Origin of the sequence: Flavobacterium acetivorans (assembly GCF_020911885.1) — a bacterium.
GTDB lineage: Bacteria > Bacteroidota > Bacteroidia > Flavobacteriales > Flavobacteriaceae > Flavobacterium > Flavobacterium acetivorans.
Map to the genome: position 1 here is coordinate 1,070,743 of NZ_CP087132.1, position 19,325 is coordinate 1,090,067.

General features: G+C 35.5%; 17 protein-coding genes and 1 pseudogene. 9 read left to right on the forward strand and 9 right to left on the reverse strand.

Annotated features, from left to right (window positions below; genetic code table 11):
• Positions 1 to 55: 55 nt before the first annotated feature.
• The 3 genes and pseudogenes from proC to LNP19_RS04760 all read left to right on the forward strand — a co-directional run bounded on the left by proC (position 56) and on the right by LNP19_RS04760 (position 3,051).
• On the forward strand, positions 56 to 832 hold the full coding sequence (proC, locus tag LNP19_RS04750; RefSeq protein WP_230063662.1) for a pyrroline-5-carboxylate reductase: 777 nt from the start codon (positions 56 to 58) through the stop codon (positions 830 to 832).
• 539 nt (positions 833 to 1,371) lie between these two features.
• A pseudogene (locus LNP19_RS04755) lies at positions 1,372 to 2,343 on the forward strand (2-hydroxyacid dehydrogenase); the annotation flags it as partial.
• A gap of 426 nt (positions 2,344 to 2,769) precedes the next feature.
• Complete coding sequence (locus LNP19_RS04760) at positions 2,770 to 3,051, forward strand: TM2 domain-containing protein (protein WP_072940093.1); 282 nt, start codon at positions 2,770 to 2,772, stop codon at positions 3,049 to 3,051.
• 70 nt (positions 3,052 to 3,121) lie between these two features.
• On the opposite strand, the gene LNP19_RS04765 is transcribed toward LNP19_RS04760, so the two are convergent.
• Positions 3,122 to 4,924: a GNAT family N-acyltransferase gene (locus LNP19_RS04765; RefSeq protein WP_230063663.1), complete on the reverse strand. Its 1,803-nt coding sequence runs from the start codon at positions 4,922 to 4,924 to the stop codon at positions 3,122 to 3,124.
• A 138-nt stretch (positions 4,925 to 5,062) separates the two neighbouring features.
• On the opposite strand from LNP19_RS04765, the gene LNP19_RS04770 reads away from it, so the two are divergent.
• From LNP19_RS04770 to LNP19_RS04780, 3 genes are all read left to right on the forward strand, one after another.
• The gene (locus tag LNP19_RS04770) at positions 5,063 to 5,827 is read left to right on the forward strand and encodes an exodeoxyribonuclease III (protein WP_230063664.1); all 765 of its coding nucleotides are present in this window, start codon (positions 5,063 to 5,065) and stop codon (positions 5,825 to 5,827) included.
• A 31-nt stretch (positions 5,828 to 5,858) separates the two neighbouring features.
• Positions 5,859 to 6,800 carry an OmpA family protein gene (locus tag LNP19_RS04775; RefSeq protein WP_230063665.1) on the forward strand — a complete coding sequence of 314 codons (942 nt, stop codon included), beginning with the start codon at positions 5,859 to 5,861 and terminating at the stop codon, positions 6,798 to 6,800.
• 115 nt (positions 6,801 to 6,915) lie between these two features.
• Entirely contained in the window at positions 6,916 to 7,953 is a 1,038-nt protein-coding gene (locus LNP19_RS04780) for an aldo/keto reductase (protein ID WP_230063666.1), read from the forward strand.
• A 71-nt stretch (positions 7,954 to 8,024) separates the two neighbouring features.
• Here the strand turns inward: LNP19_RS04780 and LNP19_RS04785 are convergent, their stop codons facing one another.
• The 8 genes from LNP19_RS04785 to panC all read right to left on the reverse strand — a co-directional run bounded on the left by LNP19_RS04785 (position 8,025) and on the right by panC (position 14,823).
• A complete protein-coding gene (locus tag LNP19_RS04785; protein WP_230063667.1) occupies positions 8,025 to 9,986 on the reverse strand; it encodes a transglycosylase domain-containing protein in 1,962 nt (653 codons plus the stop codon).
• Positions 9,987 to 10,167: 181 nt separating this feature from the next.
• Positions 10,168 to 10,578, reverse strand: coding sequence for a PX domain-containing protein (locus LNP19_RS04790; protein ID WP_230063668.1), 411 nt, complete (start codon positions 10,576 to 10,578; stop codon positions 10,168 to 10,170).
• A gap of 73 nt (positions 10,579 to 10,651) precedes the next feature.
• Entirely contained in the window at positions 10,652 to 11,056 is a 405-nt protein-coding gene (locus LNP19_RS04795; protein ID WP_230063669.1) for a hypothetical protein, read from the reverse strand.
• Positions 11,057 to 11,170: 114 nt separating this feature from the next.
• The gene (gene radA / locus LNP19_RS04800) at positions 11,171 to 12,532 is read right to left on the reverse strand and encodes a DNA repair protein RadA (RefSeq protein ID WP_230063670.1); all 1,362 of its coding nucleotides are present in this window, start codon (positions 12,530 to 12,532) and stop codon (positions 11,171 to 11,173) included.
• On the reverse strand, positions 12,532 to 12,885 hold the full coding sequence (locus tag LNP19_RS04805) for a hypothetical protein (RefSeq protein WP_230063671.1): 354 nt from the start codon (positions 12,883 to 12,885) through the stop codon (positions 12,532 to 12,534). The genes radA and LNP19_RS04805 overlap by 1 nt, the downstream gene beginning before the upstream one ends.
• Positions 12,885 to 13,382 (reverse strand): alpha/beta hydrolase, encoded by a 498-nt coding sequence (locus LNP19_RS04810; RefSeq protein ID WP_230063672.1) that lies wholly within the window; start codon positions 13,380 to 13,382, stop codon positions 12,885 to 12,887. Before LNP19_RS04810 ends, LNP19_RS04805 begins: the two co-directional genes overlap by 1 nt.
• A gap of 197 nt (positions 13,383 to 13,579) precedes the next feature.
• Complete coding sequence (gene panD, locus LNP19_RS04815) at positions 13,580 to 13,930, reverse strand: aspartate 1-decarboxylase (RefSeq protein ID WP_072940070.1); 351 nt, start codon at positions 13,928 to 13,930, stop codon at positions 13,580 to 13,582.
• A 14-nt stretch (positions 13,931 to 13,944) separates the two neighbouring features.
• Positions 13,945 to 14,823, reverse strand: coding sequence for a pantoate--beta-alanine ligase (gene panC / locus LNP19_RS04820; protein WP_230063673.1), 879 nt, complete (start codon positions 14,821 to 14,823; stop codon positions 13,945 to 13,947).
• A gap of 78 nt (positions 14,824 to 14,901) precedes the next feature.
• Between panC and LNP19_RS04825 the strand changes: the two genes are divergently transcribed.
• From LNP19_RS04825 to glmS, 3 genes are read left to right on the forward strand one after another with little or no spacing between them, the layout of a single operon-like run.
• A complete protein-coding gene (locus LNP19_RS04825) occupies positions 14,902 to 15,708 on the forward strand; it encodes a glycogen/starch synthase (protein ID WP_230063674.1) in 807 nt (268 codons plus the stop codon).
• 21 nt (positions 15,709 to 15,729) lie between these two features.
• On the forward strand, positions 15,730 to 17,367 hold the full coding sequence (gene bamH / locus LNP19_RS04830) for a BamH family beta-barrel-assembly machinery protein (RefSeq protein ID WP_230063675.1): 1,638 nt from the start codon (positions 15,730 to 15,732) through the stop codon (positions 17,365 to 17,367).
• 7 nt (positions 17,368 to 17,374) lie between these two features.
• The gene (glmS, locus tag LNP19_RS04835; protein WP_230063676.1) at positions 17,375 to 19,222 is read left to right on the forward strand and encodes a glutamine--fructose-6-phosphate transaminase (isomerizing); all 1,848 of its coding nucleotides are present in this window, start codon (positions 17,375 to 17,377) and stop codon (positions 19,220 to 19,222) included.
• The last annotated feature ends 103 nt before the right edge of the window (positions 19,223 to 19,325 follow it).

Below are 19,325 nucleotides of genomic sequence, written 5' to 3' on the forward strand. Positions count from 1 at the left end.
AATAAGGCTAAGGCCGATAAAGAATAAACTATTAACCAAAACCAAAAAACCAAAAATGAAAGTACATATAATAGGAGGTGGGAATCTGGGAGTTTCCATTGCTTTAGGACTCTCGAAATTTTCTAAAAACAATCAAATTACCATAACCAGAAGGAATACCTCAAGTATAATGCATCTGGAACAATCGGGTATTATAGTTTCGACAGATAATACACTTCATATTCAAGAAGCCGATTTGATTATTCTTACCGTAAAACCGTATCAGGTAGATACCGTTTTGACAGAGATTCTGCCCAAAATAACCAATAAAATAATAGCTTCTGCCGTAAGTGGGGTTGATATTGCTGCACTTCAGGACAAAACTAATGGTGCGCATACTATTATTCGTATTATGCCTAATATTGCCGCTCAATTTGGGGAATCAGCCACTTGTATTTCTTTTCAGGAAAAAGACAAGTCTGCTGCCGAAAATGTAATTGCACTTTTTCAAGATTTAGGGACAGCACCGGTAATTGACGAAAAGTTAATGGATGCTGCCACAGTATTAGCCGCAAGCGGAACAGCATTTGCCTTGCGTTATATCCGAGCTTCGATGCAGGCTGGTATCGAAATAGGTTTTGACTGGAAAACGGCATTGGAAATTTCGGCCCAAACGGTCAAAGGAGCAGCCGCGATGCTAATGGAAGAACAGGTGCATCCGGAACAATTGATAGACAGAGTTACTACACCTCAAGGTTGCACTATTGCAGGATTGAATGATATGGAAATGCACGGATTTAGTTCGTCATTAATACGTGGAATTAAAACCTCTTTGAAGCAAATTAAAGGTTAGCTCTTGTTAGTAACTGTTTTGTTTTAGTGAAAATTAAAATCATCAGTGTAGTTTAAATCGTTCAAAAAAAGGTATTTATGTGTTTTTAATCTATTTAAAGTTACCTTACGTCGAAAAAGGATAAGGATGTTTTAAATAAAGAAAAATGTGGCGTATATTAGTAAAGCCTACCTATGTCTACTTTTTACTTTTCGTATAAGTGTTTAATTTAATTCTAACTTAAAAAAACATTATCATGAGAAAATTATTTGACAGTTTTTACGACAGAATTTCTAAATTTTTATTTGGAAACGAAAAAGTGATGAGATATTAACACAATTACAGCTATTGTTTAAAAGGGAGCGTATGTAAAAAGACTACTTTATTAGAGCAAATTATATGAAAAACCATTTCTAAATTGAGATCAATTTAGAAATGGTTTTTTTATAGTAGTTTTCGGTTTTTAGATGATTGAATCTACTAGAAAAGTAGGCCGTTTTTTATATAGCAAGAGCCGTGTTTTTTTGTTAATTTTGACTACTAAACTTAGATACTTTTTTATGGCTATTAAAATTCTTCACATCGACAGTAACAATCCAATTTTGATGGAACAATTGCAAAAATTGGGTTTTGAAAACCATGAAGATTTTACTTCTTCCAAGGAAGAAATCGAATTAAAAATTAAGGATTATCAAGGTATTGTTATTAGAAGCCGATTTAAGATAGATAAAACCTTTTTAGATAAGGCCGTTAACTTGCAATTTATAGCCCGTGTTGGCGCCGGATTGGAAAGCATCGATTGTGAGTATGCATCGTCAAAAAACATAACGCTTATTGCCGCTCCCGAAGGGAATAGGAATGCGGTAGCCGAGCACACTTTGGGAATGCTATTGTCTCTTTTCAATAAGTTAAATCTTGCTGATAGGGAAATTAGATCGGGACTGTGGAATAGGGAAAGCAATAGAGGGCATGAGCTGGATGGAAAAACGGTTGGGATTATTGGTTATGGAAATATGGGAAAATCCTTTGCCAAGAAATTACGAGGTTTTGATGTTGAGGTTTTGTGTTATGATATTTTGGATAATGTTGGGGATGCCAATGCGAGACAGGTTTCGCTGGAAGAATTGCAAAAAAAAGCAGATGTATTGAGTTTGCATATTCCATGGACCCCAGAGACGAATAAAATGGTCGATGCTGATTTTATAGCTGGTTTTGCGAAGCCTTTTTGGATTTTAAATACCTCAAGAGGAAAAAACATTGTAACGGCTGATATGGCCGATGCAATGAAGTCAGGGAAGATTCTAGGCGCGGGTTTAGACGTTTTAGAATATGAGAAATTGTCATTCGAAACGCTTTTTCAGGATAAAGGAACTCCGGAGGCTTTTCAGTATTTATTGAAAGCTGATAATGTGATTTTATCACCTCATGTTGCCGGCTGGACATTTGAAAGTCATCAAAGATTGGCTCAGGTAATTGTCGACAAAATTAAAGAGAAATATTTTGGCAAAACTCCAAATGAGATTGTTGCGAAAAGGGTGACTGGTCTTGGTGGTGTTTTTTTTAAAGCCAAAAATCCAAAAGAACTGGTTGCTTGGTATGCTAAGCATTTGGGTTTAAAAACAGATGAGTATGGAAGTACTTTCTGGTGGAAAGATGCGCAAGGAAATGACTGTTCTACACAATGGTCACCATTTGCAGAGGAGACGAGCTATTTTTCTCCAAGTGAAAAACAATTTATGCAAAACTTTCGTGTTGAGAATTTGGAGGGATTGTTGATTCAGTTAAAACAAGAAGGAGTAACTGTTGTGGGTGAAATGCAGTCTTATGATTATGGTAAATTCGGGTGGATTATGGATGTAGAAGGAAATAAAATTGAACTTTGGGAACCGGTAGATGCTGTTTTTAAATAATTTTTTTTATATTTAATTCCTTAAAACCAATATAATAACTAGCAATTCATGGAAGAAACAAAATACGAACATTGGAATAATCCACAACCGGCTCAGGAAGACAATAAAAAAATAGCAGCAGGTTTATTAGCCATACTTTTGGCGCCTTTTGGGATACATAAATTCCTCCTGGGGTATACGACCGAAGGCATAATTTGGCTAATCATCAGCCTTTGTACTTGTGGAATTGTTACAGGTGTTCTCGGACTTATAGAAGGGATAATTTATCTGACCAAATCAGATCAGGAGTTTTATCAAACCTATCAGGTTAATAAGAAAGCTTGGTTTTAATTATACTAAAAAAGTCTCGATTTTGTCGAGACTTTTTTTTATGAATTTTGACAGCTTTAACTGTTTGCTTTTATTCTTCTTTATCTGCCAGTTTTCGTTCCAATTCTGCTTGAAACTCTTCCATTACGGGCTTCATAGTGCTTTCAGGAATATCGGCAATTCTGATGTACATTAAGCCATCTACAGCATTATTGAATAGAGGATCGACGTTAAAGGCAACGACTCTCGCATTTTGTTTGATGTATTTCTTGATTAAAACAGGCAAACGCAAAATACCAGGCTCTAGCTCGTCTATGATTTTGTCAAATTTATTTAAGTCGGCTTCTGTTTCGTTAAAGATAAAATCTTTATCAGCATCTTTGAGCTTTACTTTGTAGGCTTTCTTTGGATTAATATATTGCGCAATATAAGGGTCATAATAATTTGACTTCATGAATTCAATCATCAAAGATTTAGAAAAATCAGAGAATTGATTGCTGATGCTCACGCCACCAAGTAAGAATTTATGTTCAGGAAAGCGCAGTGTAGTATGAATGATTCCTTTCCAAAGTAAGAAAAGAGGCATTGGTTTTTGTTGGTATTCCTTGATGATAAAAGCACGTCCCATTTCGATTGATTTACCCATCATGTCGTGTAATTCAGGTTCAAAACGAAAAAGTTCATTCAAATAAAAACCTTCTATTCCGTATTTTGGATAAATTTCTGAACCCAATCCCATTCGATAGGCTCCGGCAATTTTTTGAGCGTCTTCATCCCATAAAAATAAATGGTGGTAGTATTTGTCAAATTTATCCAAATCGATAGACTCATTTGTTCCTTCTCCTACTTCTCTAAAGGTGATTTCTCGTAATCGGCCTATTTCGTGCAGCACATTTGGAATTGCATCGGCTTCAGCAAAAAAGACTTCATAATTCTTGCTTTGCAAAAGTCGGCAGTCTGTTTTTCTCAAAGCGGCTACTTCCGAAATCATTTTTTCGCTATTGGCCGGAGTTACAATTTCTTTTGGGCTTTTAGGAATTTTCAAGCTTGGCGTAGTCAATAGTTTACTTTCTTTTTCAAAAGGATTGGCAAGCATGTATGTTTTTCTCCTTAAGAATTCTGAATAAGATTCTAAGGTTTTGTACTCATTTTGTTCGTTTACCGAAATCGGTTTCCCAATACGTACTTTTATCACGCGGTGTTTTTGGCTAAAAACCTCAGAAGGCAATTTGGCCGTGCGAAAAGTTCCGCTTATTTTGGAAAGGAAATAGAATAATCGGCTGTTTTTTGCATGGAAATAGATAGGTACTACTGGAACCTGAGCTTTTCGGATGACTTTTATAGCGCCTTCTTCCCAAGGTTTGTCAACCATCAATTTTCCGTCTTTATAACTGGAAACTTCCCCTGCAGGGAACATTCCTAGGGGTTTCCCATCACTTAAATGGCGTAAAGTTTCCTTAATCCCAACCACGCTAGACTTAGCGTCTTTGTGGTTTTCAAAAGGATTCACCGGCATGATGTATTTTTTTAATGGTTCGATGCGGTGTAATAAAAAATTAGCGATAATCTTGAAATTGGGCTCTCTTTCGAGCATCAATTTCAATAATAAAACACCATCAATTCCTCCAAGGGGATGATTAGAAATGGTAATATAGGCACCATCTTTTGGCAAACGTTTTAAATCCTCTTCCGGAATTTCGAATTTTATCTGCAAATCATCTAAAATGTTATTCAAAAAGGGAAGATCTTTTAGATGTTTGTTTCTGTTATATACTTTGTTTAAAGTAGAGATTTTCAGTGCTTTCATCAATAACCAGCCGGAAAAAGTTCCGAAAACTCCATATTTTTCAGCATTTATTACTTTTGCAACTTCTTTGGCGGTAACTAAACCCATTTATTTTCTGTTTATTTGAGCGAAAAACAAAGATAGAAAAAAACTCGATTATCTGACTAAGACACTATTGGATTTTCCTGTTTTTTCTACGGCATCCTTTTTAATTTTTCTTACTTTTGAAACACAAAAAATGTAAAAATGAAGATTATCTCTTATAATGTTAACGGAATACGAGCCGCAATTTCTAAAGGATTCATTGATTGGTTGCAACAAGCAAATCCAGATGTGATTTGTCTTCAGGAAATTAAGGCTAATCCGGAGCAAATTCCCTTGTTGGATTTCGAATTGGCGGGTTATCCGTATCACTATTGGTTTCCAGCTACTAAAAAAGGATATAGTGGGGTGGCGATTTTATCTAAAATCAAGCCTAATAATGTTGTTTTTGGAACCGGAATCGAACATATGGATTTCGAAGGAAGGAATGTCCGAGTTGATTTTGACGATTTATCCGTGATGAGTTTGTATTTGCCTTCTGGAACAAACAGCGAAAGATTGAATCATAAATTCATGTATATGGATGATTTTCAAGAGTATATTTCGAATTTGAAGAAAGAAATTCCAAATCTTGTTATTTGTGGAGATTATAATATTTGTCACGAAGCCATTGATATTCATGATCCCATTCGAAATAAAAAAGTTTCCGGATTTTTACCCGAAGAAAGAGCTTGGCTGGATACTTTCCTGAAAAATGGATTTATCGATAGTTTTCGTTTTTTAAACAAAGAACCGGGTCATTACAGCTGGTGGACGGTTCGTGTACCAACGGCGAGAATCGATAATAAAGGATGGCGTATTGATTATTGCCTGGTTAGTGAGCCTTTGAAAGAAAGAATAAAAAGAGCAGTGATTTTACCGGAAGCAAAACATTCTGACCATTGTCCCGTTATGGTAGAAATAGTATAAATGATTCCCCAATCTTAAACAATTATATAAAATGATTAAAAAAATTTCTCTAGGATTATTGATTATGGTTTTGTCGACTTCTTGTGTGTCGAAGAAAATTTATAATGATTTAGAAAACAAGTTCGCAGATTTAAAGAAAGAAAACAGAAGTATTTCTGATGAGAATGCGGAACTTTTGAAAACCAAAAATCAGTTGGAATTAGAACGTAAAGCATTAAAAGGTGATTTGAATAAAGTTAAATCGGAAAGAGATAAATTGCTGGCGGATTATGATGCTTTGCAAAACAAAATGAATGTTTTGCAGGAATCATACAAGGCCTTGGAGAAAAACAGTAATGAGGCTTTGCAATCTAATATGAACAAGAATCGCGATTTGTTGGCCCAATTAGATGCTAAAGGAAAAGCATTGGCAATAGAGCAAGAACGTTTAAGTAAAAACGCACAAAGATTGCAAGAATTAGAAGGCCTGATTGCTGCAAAGGAAGCAAGCATGAGAAAACTTAAGGAAACCCTTTCTAAAGCCTTGAATAGTTTTGAAGGAAAAGGACTGACCGTAGAACAAAAAAACGGAAAAGTATATGTTTCTATGGAAAACAAATTGCTTTTCAATTCGGGAAGTTGGACCGTTGGAACAGAAGGAAAAAAAGCGGTAGTTGAACTAGGAAAAGTATTGGGAGAAAACCCTGAGATTTCTGTTTTAATCGAAGGACATACTGATAATGATGGATTTTCTAGTGCAGGACCAATTGCCAATAACTGGGATTTATCAACAAAAAGAGCGACTGCTATTGTAGCTATTTTGAGCGAAAACAGTGCAATCAACAAACAAAATTTGACTGCAGCAGGACGAAGCGAATTCTCTCCTCTAGCATCTAATGCCACTGCAGAAGGAAAAGCTAAAAATCGCAGAATTGAAATCATCTTAACACCAAGATTAGATGAAATTGCCGAAATGTTGAATGATATTAACTAAGATAAAATGATAAAATGAAAAAAGGCTCAAAGTATAACTTTGGGCCTTTTTTCATTAAAAGATATCTAGAAAACCTTTGTAACTTTACCCTTTTATAACCCTGTATTTAATAAATATGAAATATACTACATTGCCCAACACTGACATAAAAGTGAGTAAAATATGTCTAGGCACCATGACTTTTGGCGAGCAAAACACGGAAGCCGAAGGCCATGCCCAAATGGATTATGCTCTAGAACAAGGAGTCAATTTTTTTGATACTGCCGAAATGTATTCGGTTCCGGGAAGAAAAGAAACTTATGGAAGTACCGAGAGAATAATTGGAACTTGGTTCAAAAAAACAAGAAATAGAGATAAGGTGGTTTTGGCTTCTAAAATTGCCGGTCCCAATCCTAATTTTGGATACATGCGTGACAAGCTTGATTTTTCTCCAGCAAGTATAAAATATGCCTTGGATAATAGTTTGAAACGCCTACAAACGGATTATCTTGATTTGTACCAATTGCATTGGCCGGAGCGCAAAACGAATTATTTTGGACAACGCGGTTTCAAAGTTCAAGAAGATGCTTGGGAAGATAACATTCATGCGGTTTTAGAAACGCTAGATGGTTTTGTCAAAGAAGGAAAGATCAAGCATATTGGACTTTCTAATGAAACCCCTTGGGGAATCATGCGTTTTCTCGAAGAAAGTAAATACCAAAACTTACCAAGGATAAAAACTGTTCAAAATCCGTATTCTTTATTGAACAGGCTTTTTGAAGTAGGTTCGGCAGAAGTTTGCCTTAGGGAAAATGTAGGTTTGTTAGCTTATTCTCCTATGGCTTTTGGGGTGTTGTCCGGCAAGTTTTTAACGGGCGAAAGCCATCCTAAGGCGAGAGTTAATTTATTCCCAAACTATTCAAGATACAGCAGCGCTCAATGTACTGAAGCGACTAAGTTGTACAGCGAAATCGCCAAGAAAAATGGATTGACTTTGACCGAGTTGTCTTTGGCATTTATTGAACAGCAATCCTTTGTAACCAGCACCATTATTGGCGCTACGACTTTGGCACAATTAAAAGAAAATATAGATACTATAAAAGTGTCACTTTCAGATGAAATAATAGCTGCAATCAATCAAGTTCAGGCGATAATTCCTGATCCTGCACCATAAAGAAGAGGCCAGTTTAGGCATAAAAATTTAGCCGCGAATTCACAAATAATCGGTGAATTCGTGGCTAAATTTTAAAATTCAAATTCCTCAATAACGGATAAAGTATCTACAGGTATTGAATCTTTGATTTTTAGTCGAAGGAAAGATTTTGCAGCACCTGAAATATGCATGGGTTGGTGTTTGAAAATAGTATCATCTATGGTTAGCAATCCTCTTCGAATCATTAGGTTTGTCAAAAAAGATTCTTGTTTTACGGCAAATTCCCTCAATGCTCCTTCATCGTTAAATTGGTACATGAATTTTCTTGGGCTTGGAATAATTCGCGCAAGGTACAGGCATTCATTAAAAGTCAAATCGGCAGGTTTTTTCTGGAAATAAAAATGACTGGCTTCTCCTATTCCATAAACATTTGGTCCCCATTCGATGATATTGAAATACACTTCAAGCATGCGCTCTTTGCTTGCGATTCGGTTATTTTCTAAGATATAAACCAATAAAATTTCTTCGAGTTTTCGGGACAAGGTTTTTTCTCGGGTCAGGAAAACGTTTTTTACTAACTGCATGCTTATGGTGCTGGCACCACGGGAGAATTTCTTAGTTTTTATGTTTTTTATGATGGATTGTTTGAAGGCTTCATTGATAAAACCGTGATGCGAAAAGAACGAAGGATCTTCGGTTGTTAATACACATTTTTTTAAATAAGGCGAAATTTGTTCCAATGGCGTGTAATTTGGATTGGTATTCCCAACCAAAACAGGACGTTGTAATACGTCTTTTATTATGGCACGATAAATAAATTCGCTATTGAGTTTGTTGAGATTGGCTTGACCATATTTGGTTATTTTTAAGTTGTCTTTTTTCAGATTGCTGTCAAAAACCAATTCCTTCGGTTTGTTTTTATTGTATTCGAAATCCAAATTATAATCAAAACTTCCTTCGGCTTCCATGCCTTGAAAATTGGAGAAAAGTCCATCAGGAAGGGAGGAAATAAAATCCTGGGCTTTCATTTTTGGCAGCGCTACTTTGAGTTTATAAATCGTGTCTTGCGAAGTTTCGTAGGCCAGATAAGGATGAAATTTAATTTTATTGAGTTGCACCGTAGAACTGCTGTCTATAGATATAAAATCAGTACCCAGTAGAAAACGATAGTCAAATCGGGCATTTTTAATGACAACATCTTTGCGTGCAATTTTTGGATGGTTTAGTTTTAGATTTGCGATAGCAGTGAAGCCGTCAATGTGCAATTCACCGCCGCTTCGATCAATATTTTGAATATTCAGTCGAATGGAATCAAAGCTGGATATTAGATTGTAACGTTCATCAAAATAAGGGACTTTGATGGCTCCGGTATCAATATTGTAACAACGGATGTCTGCTTTTTTGTTTCTGGGGTCGGCAAATCCCTTTATTTTCCAACGTTGCGCAAAAGTGTTGGTCTGTACATTTATGGATGTTTCCAATTCTTTGTCAAAAAGCACTAATTTTTTTATGTCGATTGTCGCTTTTTTGCCGTTGTCGTCCAGTTTGAATTTTAGATTTTCAATACTCATATCGGTCGGAACGAGATTCAATACTTTCGAAATAATCCGATAGGCAAAAGCGGCATAATCTCTTTTATCATTGCTTGTTGGTTCCTGATTGTCTTTCTTTAGAAAAGCGGCAAAATTTTTCACATCGCCTTTTTGCGTTAGCTGTACCAATCCATTTTTGATCTCTAGCGTGCCCAATTGGATCTCACCAAGCAATAAATGCCAAAGATTAACACTGGTTCTCATTTTTTGGATGCTGAAGAGTGTATCGGCATTTTTAGGAGCCAATGTTATTTTGGTTAAACTAACGCCCGAAATCCCCTCAAATGTGGCTTCTTTTACGCTAAAATTACTGTCGTATTTTTGTTCTATTTTAGTAGAAACTTTTGCAATGGCTTGTTTTAAAAGGAAATCTCTAAAAGTAAAAAAAGTTATTGCCATAACAATGAAAAATACGGCAAGTATTTTTAGGATTAAAATTATTTTTTGTTTTCCGGTTTTCATGAAATAAAGCGCATTTGTCAAGTAATTTTAAAAAGGGCTAAAATTTTTTAGCCGTTGCTAAGGAAGTGAATTTTGAATAAAAATGGTTCATCTGTTTTCTTAATTTTATTGTTTTTTGGTATAAAAGATAAAACCGCAATGTTTTCATTGCGGTTTTTGTATATACATGTGATTGATTTGTTTATTGTTTGTAGAATTGTTTGACTTTAGCCACAATTTGGTTTTGAGTCATGTTGTCAGCTGTTTCTACGGATTTTAATTTTTCGACATTATTTGATTTGCTGTCGATAATCTTTTGTTGCAGTTTTGTTTTAGTTTCTGCCGGACCAAAAACATACAATTCATCGGAACCGTTTACGGTAGAAATAACATCATTAAGATAGGTATTCATCTGGTGTTTTTTTCGTTCTTCAAATGTTTTGTCGTTGTTAATATGTTGATTGCCTTGGAAACTACCTTTATCTCCTTCTTTGTCATGATAAACTTTGTTTTCTAGGTCAGATTGTACTTCACAGATAAATTCTTTGCCGTCATTCAAAGTTACAATAATTGCTTTTTTGGAGTCAATCCAAATGCCAGTTTGCTTTTTCATTTTTTTTCTTTTTATATTAAACGAATTTATTTAAAAACAAGCTTATTCTTTATTTTGGAAAATGCTACTAATTCTATGGTTGCAGGATACTCGTCAGTTGGCTTATTATAAGGTGTTCTGATTTGTTTTCACCTGAAAAAGCAGTAACAATTGCAATTGCTGTTTTCAGGATTAATATCCTGATTTCCGGGGTAAAGAGACTTTGGTGTTCTTTTCTGAAAATTTTGAAATTGGGAATTACTTGTTCTAAATCCCATTCGTTTTCCATTAACCAGTCAAAGATTATCTCTATTTGATAAGCAGCATCATCTCCAAATTCAGTCACAGTGCCTTCTAGCGGAATCCATTCGGTTTTAATAATTTTTTTGAGCCGTTCAATTTCTTCTGTTCGGACAGTCTTATCTATGGCTGCAATGCAGTAGAACACTTTGCCTAAGTGTTGGTAAAAATGAATCATTGTTTGATCTGATGGTTTCATTTTTATAGACTTTTAAAAGGGAAAAAGATTCGTCTTATAAAAATACAAAATATAAATAAGGATAATGTCAAAATTAACATCTAAATAGTTAATTTACAGTGAGTAGTGTGTTTTTTATCCAAAAAGCATACTCGCTACATCTTCTATTTTGGCGACTAATTCAATTTTAATTCCGGGGTTTTTTAAAGCGATTTTGTTGTATTTGGATACGAAAATGGTCGAAAAACCCAGTTTTTCGGCTTCTTGAATGCGTTGGTCCACGCGGTTTACCTGACGGATTTCTCCCGAAAGTCCTACTTCACCGGCAAAGCAAAAATCTTTGTTTACAGGAATATCTTCGTTAGATGATAAAATGGCGGCTACTACAGCTAAATCTATCGCAGGATCGTCCACCGAAATACCTCCCGTTACATTCAGGAAAACATCCTTGGCTCCTAAGCGAAAACCGGCACGCTTTTCCAGAACAGCCAAAATCATATTGAGTCTTTTGGCATTATAACCTGTGGTGCTGCGTTGCGGTGTTCCGTAAACTGCGGTACTTACTAGTGATTGAATTTCTATCATCAAAGGGCGCATGCCTTCGAGTGTGCTGGCAATTACTGTTCCTGATAATTCCTCGTCTTTGTGTGAAATTAATATTTCGGATGGATTCGAAACTTCGCGTAAGCCACTTCCTAGCATTTCATAAATTCCTATTTCGGCAGTGGAACCAAAACGGTTTTTGAGCGAACGCAAAATGCGATAGACATGATTTCGATCACCTTCAAATTGCAAAACCGTATCGACCATGTGTTCCAGAATTTTTGGTCCGGCAATGTTTCCGTCTTTGGTAATGTGACCAATAAGAATTACGGGAATGTTAGTTTCTTTGGCAAATTTTATGAGCTCGGCTGTGGTTTCCCTGATTTGAGAAATACTCCCGGCGGTTGATTCTATGTAATCGGTATGCAAGGTTTGAATCGAATCAATAATGACAATTTCAGGTTCAATAGCTTCAATTTGTTTGAAGATGTTTTGCGTTTTGGTTTCGGTCAAAATGTAGCAATTATCACTTGTTGGCGTAATTCTTTCCGCTCGCATTTTAATTTGTTTCTGGCTTTCTTCACCCGAAACATATAAGGTTTTATAGGGTAATTTCAGTGAAATTTGTAGCAAAAGCGTACTTTTTCCTATTCCGGGTTCTCCTCCTAAAAGCGTAAGAGAGCCGGGAACAATTCCTCCCCCAAGCACGCGATTGAGTTCGGTGTCAGTGGTGTCCATTCGGATTTCCTGAGTCGAATCGATTTCGTTTATTTTTAATGGTTTTGGAGCTGTACTTTTCGAGGAAGCTTCGCTTTTCCAGGCTACTTTCTCTTGTTTTTGTATGATTTCTTCGGCAATGGTATTCCATTCTTTACAGGCATTGCATTGTCCTTGCCATTTAGCATATTGAGTTCCGCAGCTTTGACAGAAAAAAGAGGTTTTAACTTTTGACATTATTTTTTTGGGGTTAAGCTTTTCATGTCTTCATATTTATTGAGCATCATGTCCTTTGTGAGGTCACCAATTTCTTCTAATTGAGAGGCATGTTGGTATTTGCTGGCGGCTCTTTTTGGATCGTCCATTTTTTCATACATCAAACCTAATTCATAAGAGGCAAGCATGGATTTTGGATAGTTTTTATCGGCTATTTCGGCTAATTTATCCAATTCTCTATATGCTTTGTTTTTTAAGATGGCTGCTTCAATGGCTTTGAAATCATTTAATCTGATGAGGGGTTTTAAACCTATTTTATCGGATAAGAGTGCGTATTTTTTTATCAAATAATCTACATATCCTTCTTGGAGCACTACAATTTTTTCCGAAAATTCAGCAGAAGAGATGGGTTTTCTTTATACAGAAAAAAGTTTAGAAAACCGGCAGTTGTGTCGTGTCCCGCTATAATTCGAAAAGGTGCTGTACGGTATTTTTTTTCGATGTAAGGTACTAATTCGCCTCCAATGAATTCAAAAAACGCAGCTCCTTTTGCTGTAGGCAAGCCTTCAGTGTCGTCGTATTGGCAATCATTTGATCGACTGTTTTTTTGATTGATTCCGATGATAATTGTTTCGGGTAAATCATCCCAATAGGCACCGTATCTCAGTGCGCCATAAAAAGGATCGAATAAATAGTTGCCATCGAGCAAAACAAGGATGGGGTATTTTTTTGTCGGATTGTTTTCGTATGAAGCGGGCAGACTTATGGTGATTTCTCGAGCTTCTCCTAATCTGTTGGAATTGAATAGTTCGGTTTTGTTTTGTGAAAACATGCAAATAGAAAAGAAGAATAGTAAGAATGTCTGTTTCATAATTCAGTTTTTTTAGAAAAAATAGAATAGTCGTAAATGGAGTACCAATATAATACTTTAAATTAATAAAAAAGCAGAAGTAACAATCTCAGAATGGGGATCAAGAGAATAGAATTCTTGTTTTATTAAAAATTAGACATAGAAATGACTTTCAAAATACAGCTGTAAATTGAGCACAAAAGGGGGTAAATAATTGTTTAGGTTAAAGAATTGTCTTTTTCATTTGGAAAAATAATCCAAGGAGTAAAAGTTTTTGCTTCTTCAAAATCAATCGTAGCGTATGAAATGATGATGATGATATCGTCTTTTTGTACTTTTCTAGCTGCAGGCCCGTTCAGGGTTATTTCACCTGAATTTTTTTCGCCTTTTATAGCATAGGTTTCAAATCGTTCGCCATTGTTGATGTTTACAATGGAAACTTTTTCACCTTCAATAATATTAGAAGCTTCGAGAAGGGTTTCATCTATAGTAATGCTGCCGATGTAATTTAAATCGGCTCCGGTAACTTTTACCCTGTGTATTTTGGATTTTAAAACTTGAATTTGCATGCTACAAAAGTAAATTAATTTAATGAAATGGTATCAATTAATCTAATGTTATTGATAAAAACGGCTATAAAAGCGCGATATTTTTTCTCCTTGTTTTTTGTGATGCAAGGAGTAAGTGTTGCTTCATCTGCGATTTGAAAGTATTCCAGTTCAAAAGTGGGGTTTTTGGCAAAGGATTCTTCAACCCATTCCGTTACCGATTTTGGGCTGTCGGTTTGAAATTTTTCTTTGGCATCGGTTAGCGTTTTATAAATGAAAGCGCTTTCTTCTTTTTGTTGTTCCGTCAAACGTTCATTTCTGGAGCTCATGGCTAGGCCATTGGGTGCTCTGTAGATGGGACAGCCAATTACGTTGACATCGAGATTGTTCTTTTGAACCATCTTTTTTATAATTTGTAACTGTTGGAAATCTTTCTCCCCAAAATAAGCATTGGTTGGAGTTACAATTTCGAAAAGACGTTTTACGATGGTACCAACGCCATTAAAATGCCCTGGTCTGAATTTGCCTTCCATTTGGTTTTCTAATCCGTCAAAGTCAAAATCTTGTGATAATACTTTTCCTTCATAAATATCATCTACTGAAGGAGCGTAAACGATAATGGTATCATTTAGCTGAGCTATTTTCTGGGTATCTTGGTCTAAAGTGCGAGGGTATTTTTCCAGATCTTCGAGGTTATTGAACTGGGTAGGATTTACAAAAATACTTACTACTGTATAATCGTTTGCTGCCAGTGATTGTTGCATCAATGAAAGATGTCCTTGATGCAGAGCACCCATGGTTGGGATAAATCCAACAGTGGAATTTTTGGTTTTAACAGAATTTAAAAAGTCTATTAAAGCCACTTTTCCATAGAAAATAGGCATGGTCGTTTTATTAAAATTAAGTGCAAACATAATATATTAGTCAATAACTGCATAAATTTTTGTAATTTTGCGTGGTTTTTATTACCAATAAACTAAGTAAATTATAATATGAAAGATAAGAGGATATTATACGTATCATCTGAAGTGGTGCCTTATTTGGCTGAAAATGAGGTTTCTTTAATGTCTTACGATGTTCCGAAGATGGTTAATGATCAAGGTGGCCAAATCAGAATTTTTATGCCAAGATATGGAAATATCAATGAAAGAAGACATCAATTACATGAAGTGATTCGCCTTTCGGGGATGAATTTGGTAGTAAATGACTTAGATATGCCTTTGATCATTAAAGTAGCTTCCATTCCAAAAGAAAGAATTCAAGTTTATTTTATCGATAATGATGAATATTTCAAAAGAAAAGCAACTTTTGCCGATGAGGAAGGGGTAATGTATCCTGATAATGATGAGCGTGCTATTTTCTTTGCTAAAGGAGTGGTAGAAACAGTTAAGAAATTGAACTGGGTTCCAGATATTATCCATGTCCATGGTTGGATGGCGGCTATGTTGCCGGTATATATGAAACATTTTTATAAAAATGAGGCTCTTTTTTCAGATACTAAGATTGTTACCTCTGTCTACAGTCAGTCATTCGATACTAATTTAGATGCAGAGATGATCAATAAAGTTAAGATGGATGGCGTTCCTGAAGACGCTGTTTCTGATCTTGAAATACCTAATTTTGAAAATATTATGAAGGCAACCATCAAACATTCGGATGCTGTAATTATAGCTTCAACTGGGGTTTCTTCAAGTTTAACAAAATATATAGAATCTTCAGGAAAACCTTTTTTACCTTTCGTCCCAAAAGATGCTTTCGCTGAAGCGTATAGCAATTTTTATAACAACGAGGTTCTATAAATTTAAACTTTTATTTTAAGTATGTGTAATAATTCTTTTATCAATAAAATTCTAATAGTTGCGAGCGTTCTTTTTTTGTATTCCTGTGATAAAGATTATAATTCAGTTGGGGATGATTTATTAGGCGAGAATCATTTTGACTTAGATAAGAAATCGTATGATGTGATTGCTTACAGTCAGAAAACCGGAGCGGTTCAATCCAATAATTTACCCATTAATGCTTTGGGGATTTATGATAATAAGAATTTTGGAACCACTACGGCTAATTTTGCTACTCAACTTACTTTAGAGGCATTAAGTCCAACAATCGGTAAAAACCCAGAAATTGAAAGTGTAGTTTTAACAATTCCTTATTTTACTGTTGCTTCAAAAACAAAGACAAATGATGATGGTAGTCATGTGTATGTATTGGATTCAATTTATGGTCCCGCGGATGCCAAAATTAAGTTAAGTGTATATGAGTCAAAATATTTTATGAGAGATTTGGATCCTGCAGGAGGATTTCAAGACGCTCAAAAGTATTTTACGGATCAAAACGCTGATTTCGATAATTTAAAAGGAACTGTTCTTTTGAATGATGCTACAGATGATGCTCAAAATAATGCGTTTTTCTTTAGTGCAGCTGAATATAAGGTGACTACAAAGGATGGTGATAAGGAAACGGTCACTAGAACTCCGCCGGGAATGCGTTTGAATCTTAATACTGCTTTTTTTAAAGAAAAAATAATCGATGCGGCTACTTCAGGTAATCTTGCTACAAATGAAGTTTTTAAAAATTATTTTAGAGGTTTGTATTTTAAAGTAGAGAAATCGGGTACAAATCCAGGGGCTTTGGCTATGCTGGACTTTAAAAAAGGAAAAATTACGATTAAATACAAACATGAAACTTCGGATACTGATGCGACGAAAGTTGAAAAGGAAATTGTTCTTAATATGACCGGAAACACCGTGAGTTTGTTGAGCAATGATTTTTCTGTTAATGGGGTTGATTATGGTGCAGCACCAAATAAAGGAGACGATGTAAATGGGGATAAAGTTTTGTATTTGAAAGGTGGAGATGGAGCAATGGCTGTTATTGAACTTTTTAATAAAACAGATGTTAAGGGTTATGATAGCAACGGAAATCTAACTGGGTCTAATAATATTTCGGATGAGCTAGATGATTTGCGTAATCCTCAATCAGGTGGCAGAAAGTTGATAAATGAGGCTAATCTTGTTTTTCATATTGACGAGATAATGTCAAACAGTAAGGAGCCAATGCGAGTTTACTTGTATGATTTGGACAATAATACGCCTTTAGTTGATTTTTATGCAGATGCGACTACAGGTTCAAATAGCAAGAATGGTCAAATTATTTTTGGAGGTTTGTTAGATAACACAAAGGCTGGGGACGGCATTTATAAGATCAGAATTACTAATCATGTCAGAAATCTTATTAAAGATAAGTCAGCTAAAAATGTAAAGTTAGGTCTTGTAGTTACAGAGGATGTTACGGATGTTAATTTCTATAAATTAAAGAACACTGCTTCTCCGTTGTTGGCGGTACCAAGGTCTGCTGTTATGAGTCCTCTAGGCACGATGCTTCACGGAAGTAACAAGCAATCTGTTCCGGATGCCAAAAGATTGAAGTTTGAAATGTATTACACGAAATCTAATTAACTAATATATGTGTGGAATTGTTGGGTATATAGGCCACCGAGAGGCTTATCCTATCGTTATAAAAGGATTAAAGAGACTGGAATATAGAGGGTATGATAGTGCTGGTGTCATGGTATATGACGGAAAGGATGTCAAACTTTGTAAGACCAAAGGAAAAGTTGTGGATTTGGAAGCTAAAGCAGCTAATGAAATCACCACTAATGGAACTATAGGTATAGGACATACGCGTTGGGCTACTCACGGAGTGCCTAATGATGTTAATTCGCATCCACATTGTTCTAATTCTGGGGAATTGGTAATTATCCACAATGGAATAATTGAAAACTACGCTCCACTAAAAGAAGAATTAATCAAGAGAGGTTATGTTTTTCAATCAGATACAGATACGGAAGTGTTAGTTAATCTTATCGAAGAAATACAGAAGAAAGAGAATATAAAATTAGGGAAGGCAGTGCAAATTGCCCTTAACCAAGTGGTAGGCGCTTATGCGATTGCTGTTTTTGACAAAAAAAATCCAAATGAAATTGTAGCGGCTCGTTTAGGAAGTCCGTTGGCAATTGGAGTTGGTGAGGGAGAATATTTTATTGCTTCTGATGCTTCTCCTTTTATTGAGTATACTTCTAATGCAGTTTATTTAGAAGACGGTGAAATGGCTAATGTCAGGTTACATAAAGAGATGAAAGTAAGAAAAATCAAAGATGATTCTTTGGTTGATCCTTATATTCAGGAACTTCAAATGAATTTAGAGCAAATTGAAAAAGGGGGTTATGATCACTTTATGTTAAAAGAGATTTATGAGCAACCTAATGTTATAAAAGATACCTATAGAGGTAGGCTTCATGCTAACGAAGGAATTATTCAAATGGCAGGAGTCGAGGATAATTTGGAAAAATTCCTTAATGCTGATCGAATTATTATAGTTGCTTGTGGTACGTCTTGGCATGCCGGTTTAGTAGCGGAGTATATATTTGAAGAGTTTGCGCGTATTTCTGTTGAAGTAGAATATGCTTCGGAGTTTAGATATAGAAATCCTATTATAAACAGTAAAGATGTTGTGATTGCGATATCTCAGTCTGGAGAGACGGCTGATACAATGGCTGCTATTAAGTTGGCTAAAGAAAATGGTGCTTTTGTTTTTGGTGTTTGTAATGTGGTAGGTTCTTCTATTTCTAGAGAAACTCATGCAGGAGCTTATACGCATGCTGGTCCAGAGATTGGGGTGGCTTCAACGAAAGCCTTTACGACTCAAATTACAGTATTAACGATGATCGCTTTGCGTTTGGCAAAAGCCAAAGGAACCTTGTCTCATTCGGATTTTCATATGTATTTGCAAGAGCTTGAATTGATTCCTGAGAAGGTAAAAGAGGCTTTGGAAACTAATGAGCGAGCTAAAGAGATTGCAGCTACTTTTAAAGATGCGCCAAATTGCTTGTATTTGGGTAGAGGGTATAATTTCCCGGTGGCTCTTGAGGGTGCTTTGAAGTTAAAAGAGATCTCTTATATTCATGCAGAAGGATATCCGGCAGCAGAAATGAAGCACGGACCAATTGCTTTGATTGATGACCAAATGCCAGTAATTATTATTGCGCCAAAACAAGGACATTATGATAAGATTGTAAGTAATATTCAGGAAATTAAATCCCGAAGTGGGCGAATTATTGCTGTGGTGACCAAAGGCGATATGCAGGTTCGTGAATTGGCAGATTATGTTATTGAAATTCCGGAAACTTCGGATGCGTTGTCTCCATTGATTACTACAATTCCATTACAACTTTTGTCATATCACATTGCTGTTATGAGAGGCTGTAATGTTGATCAACCGCGTAACTTGGCAAAGTCAGTTACAGTTGAATAATTGATTTATAGATAAATAAAAAAAGCGAGGCCTAGGTCTCGCTTTTTTTTGTAAATATTTTAAAATATACATTTTTACGATATATCTCTTTTTTCTCATAAAA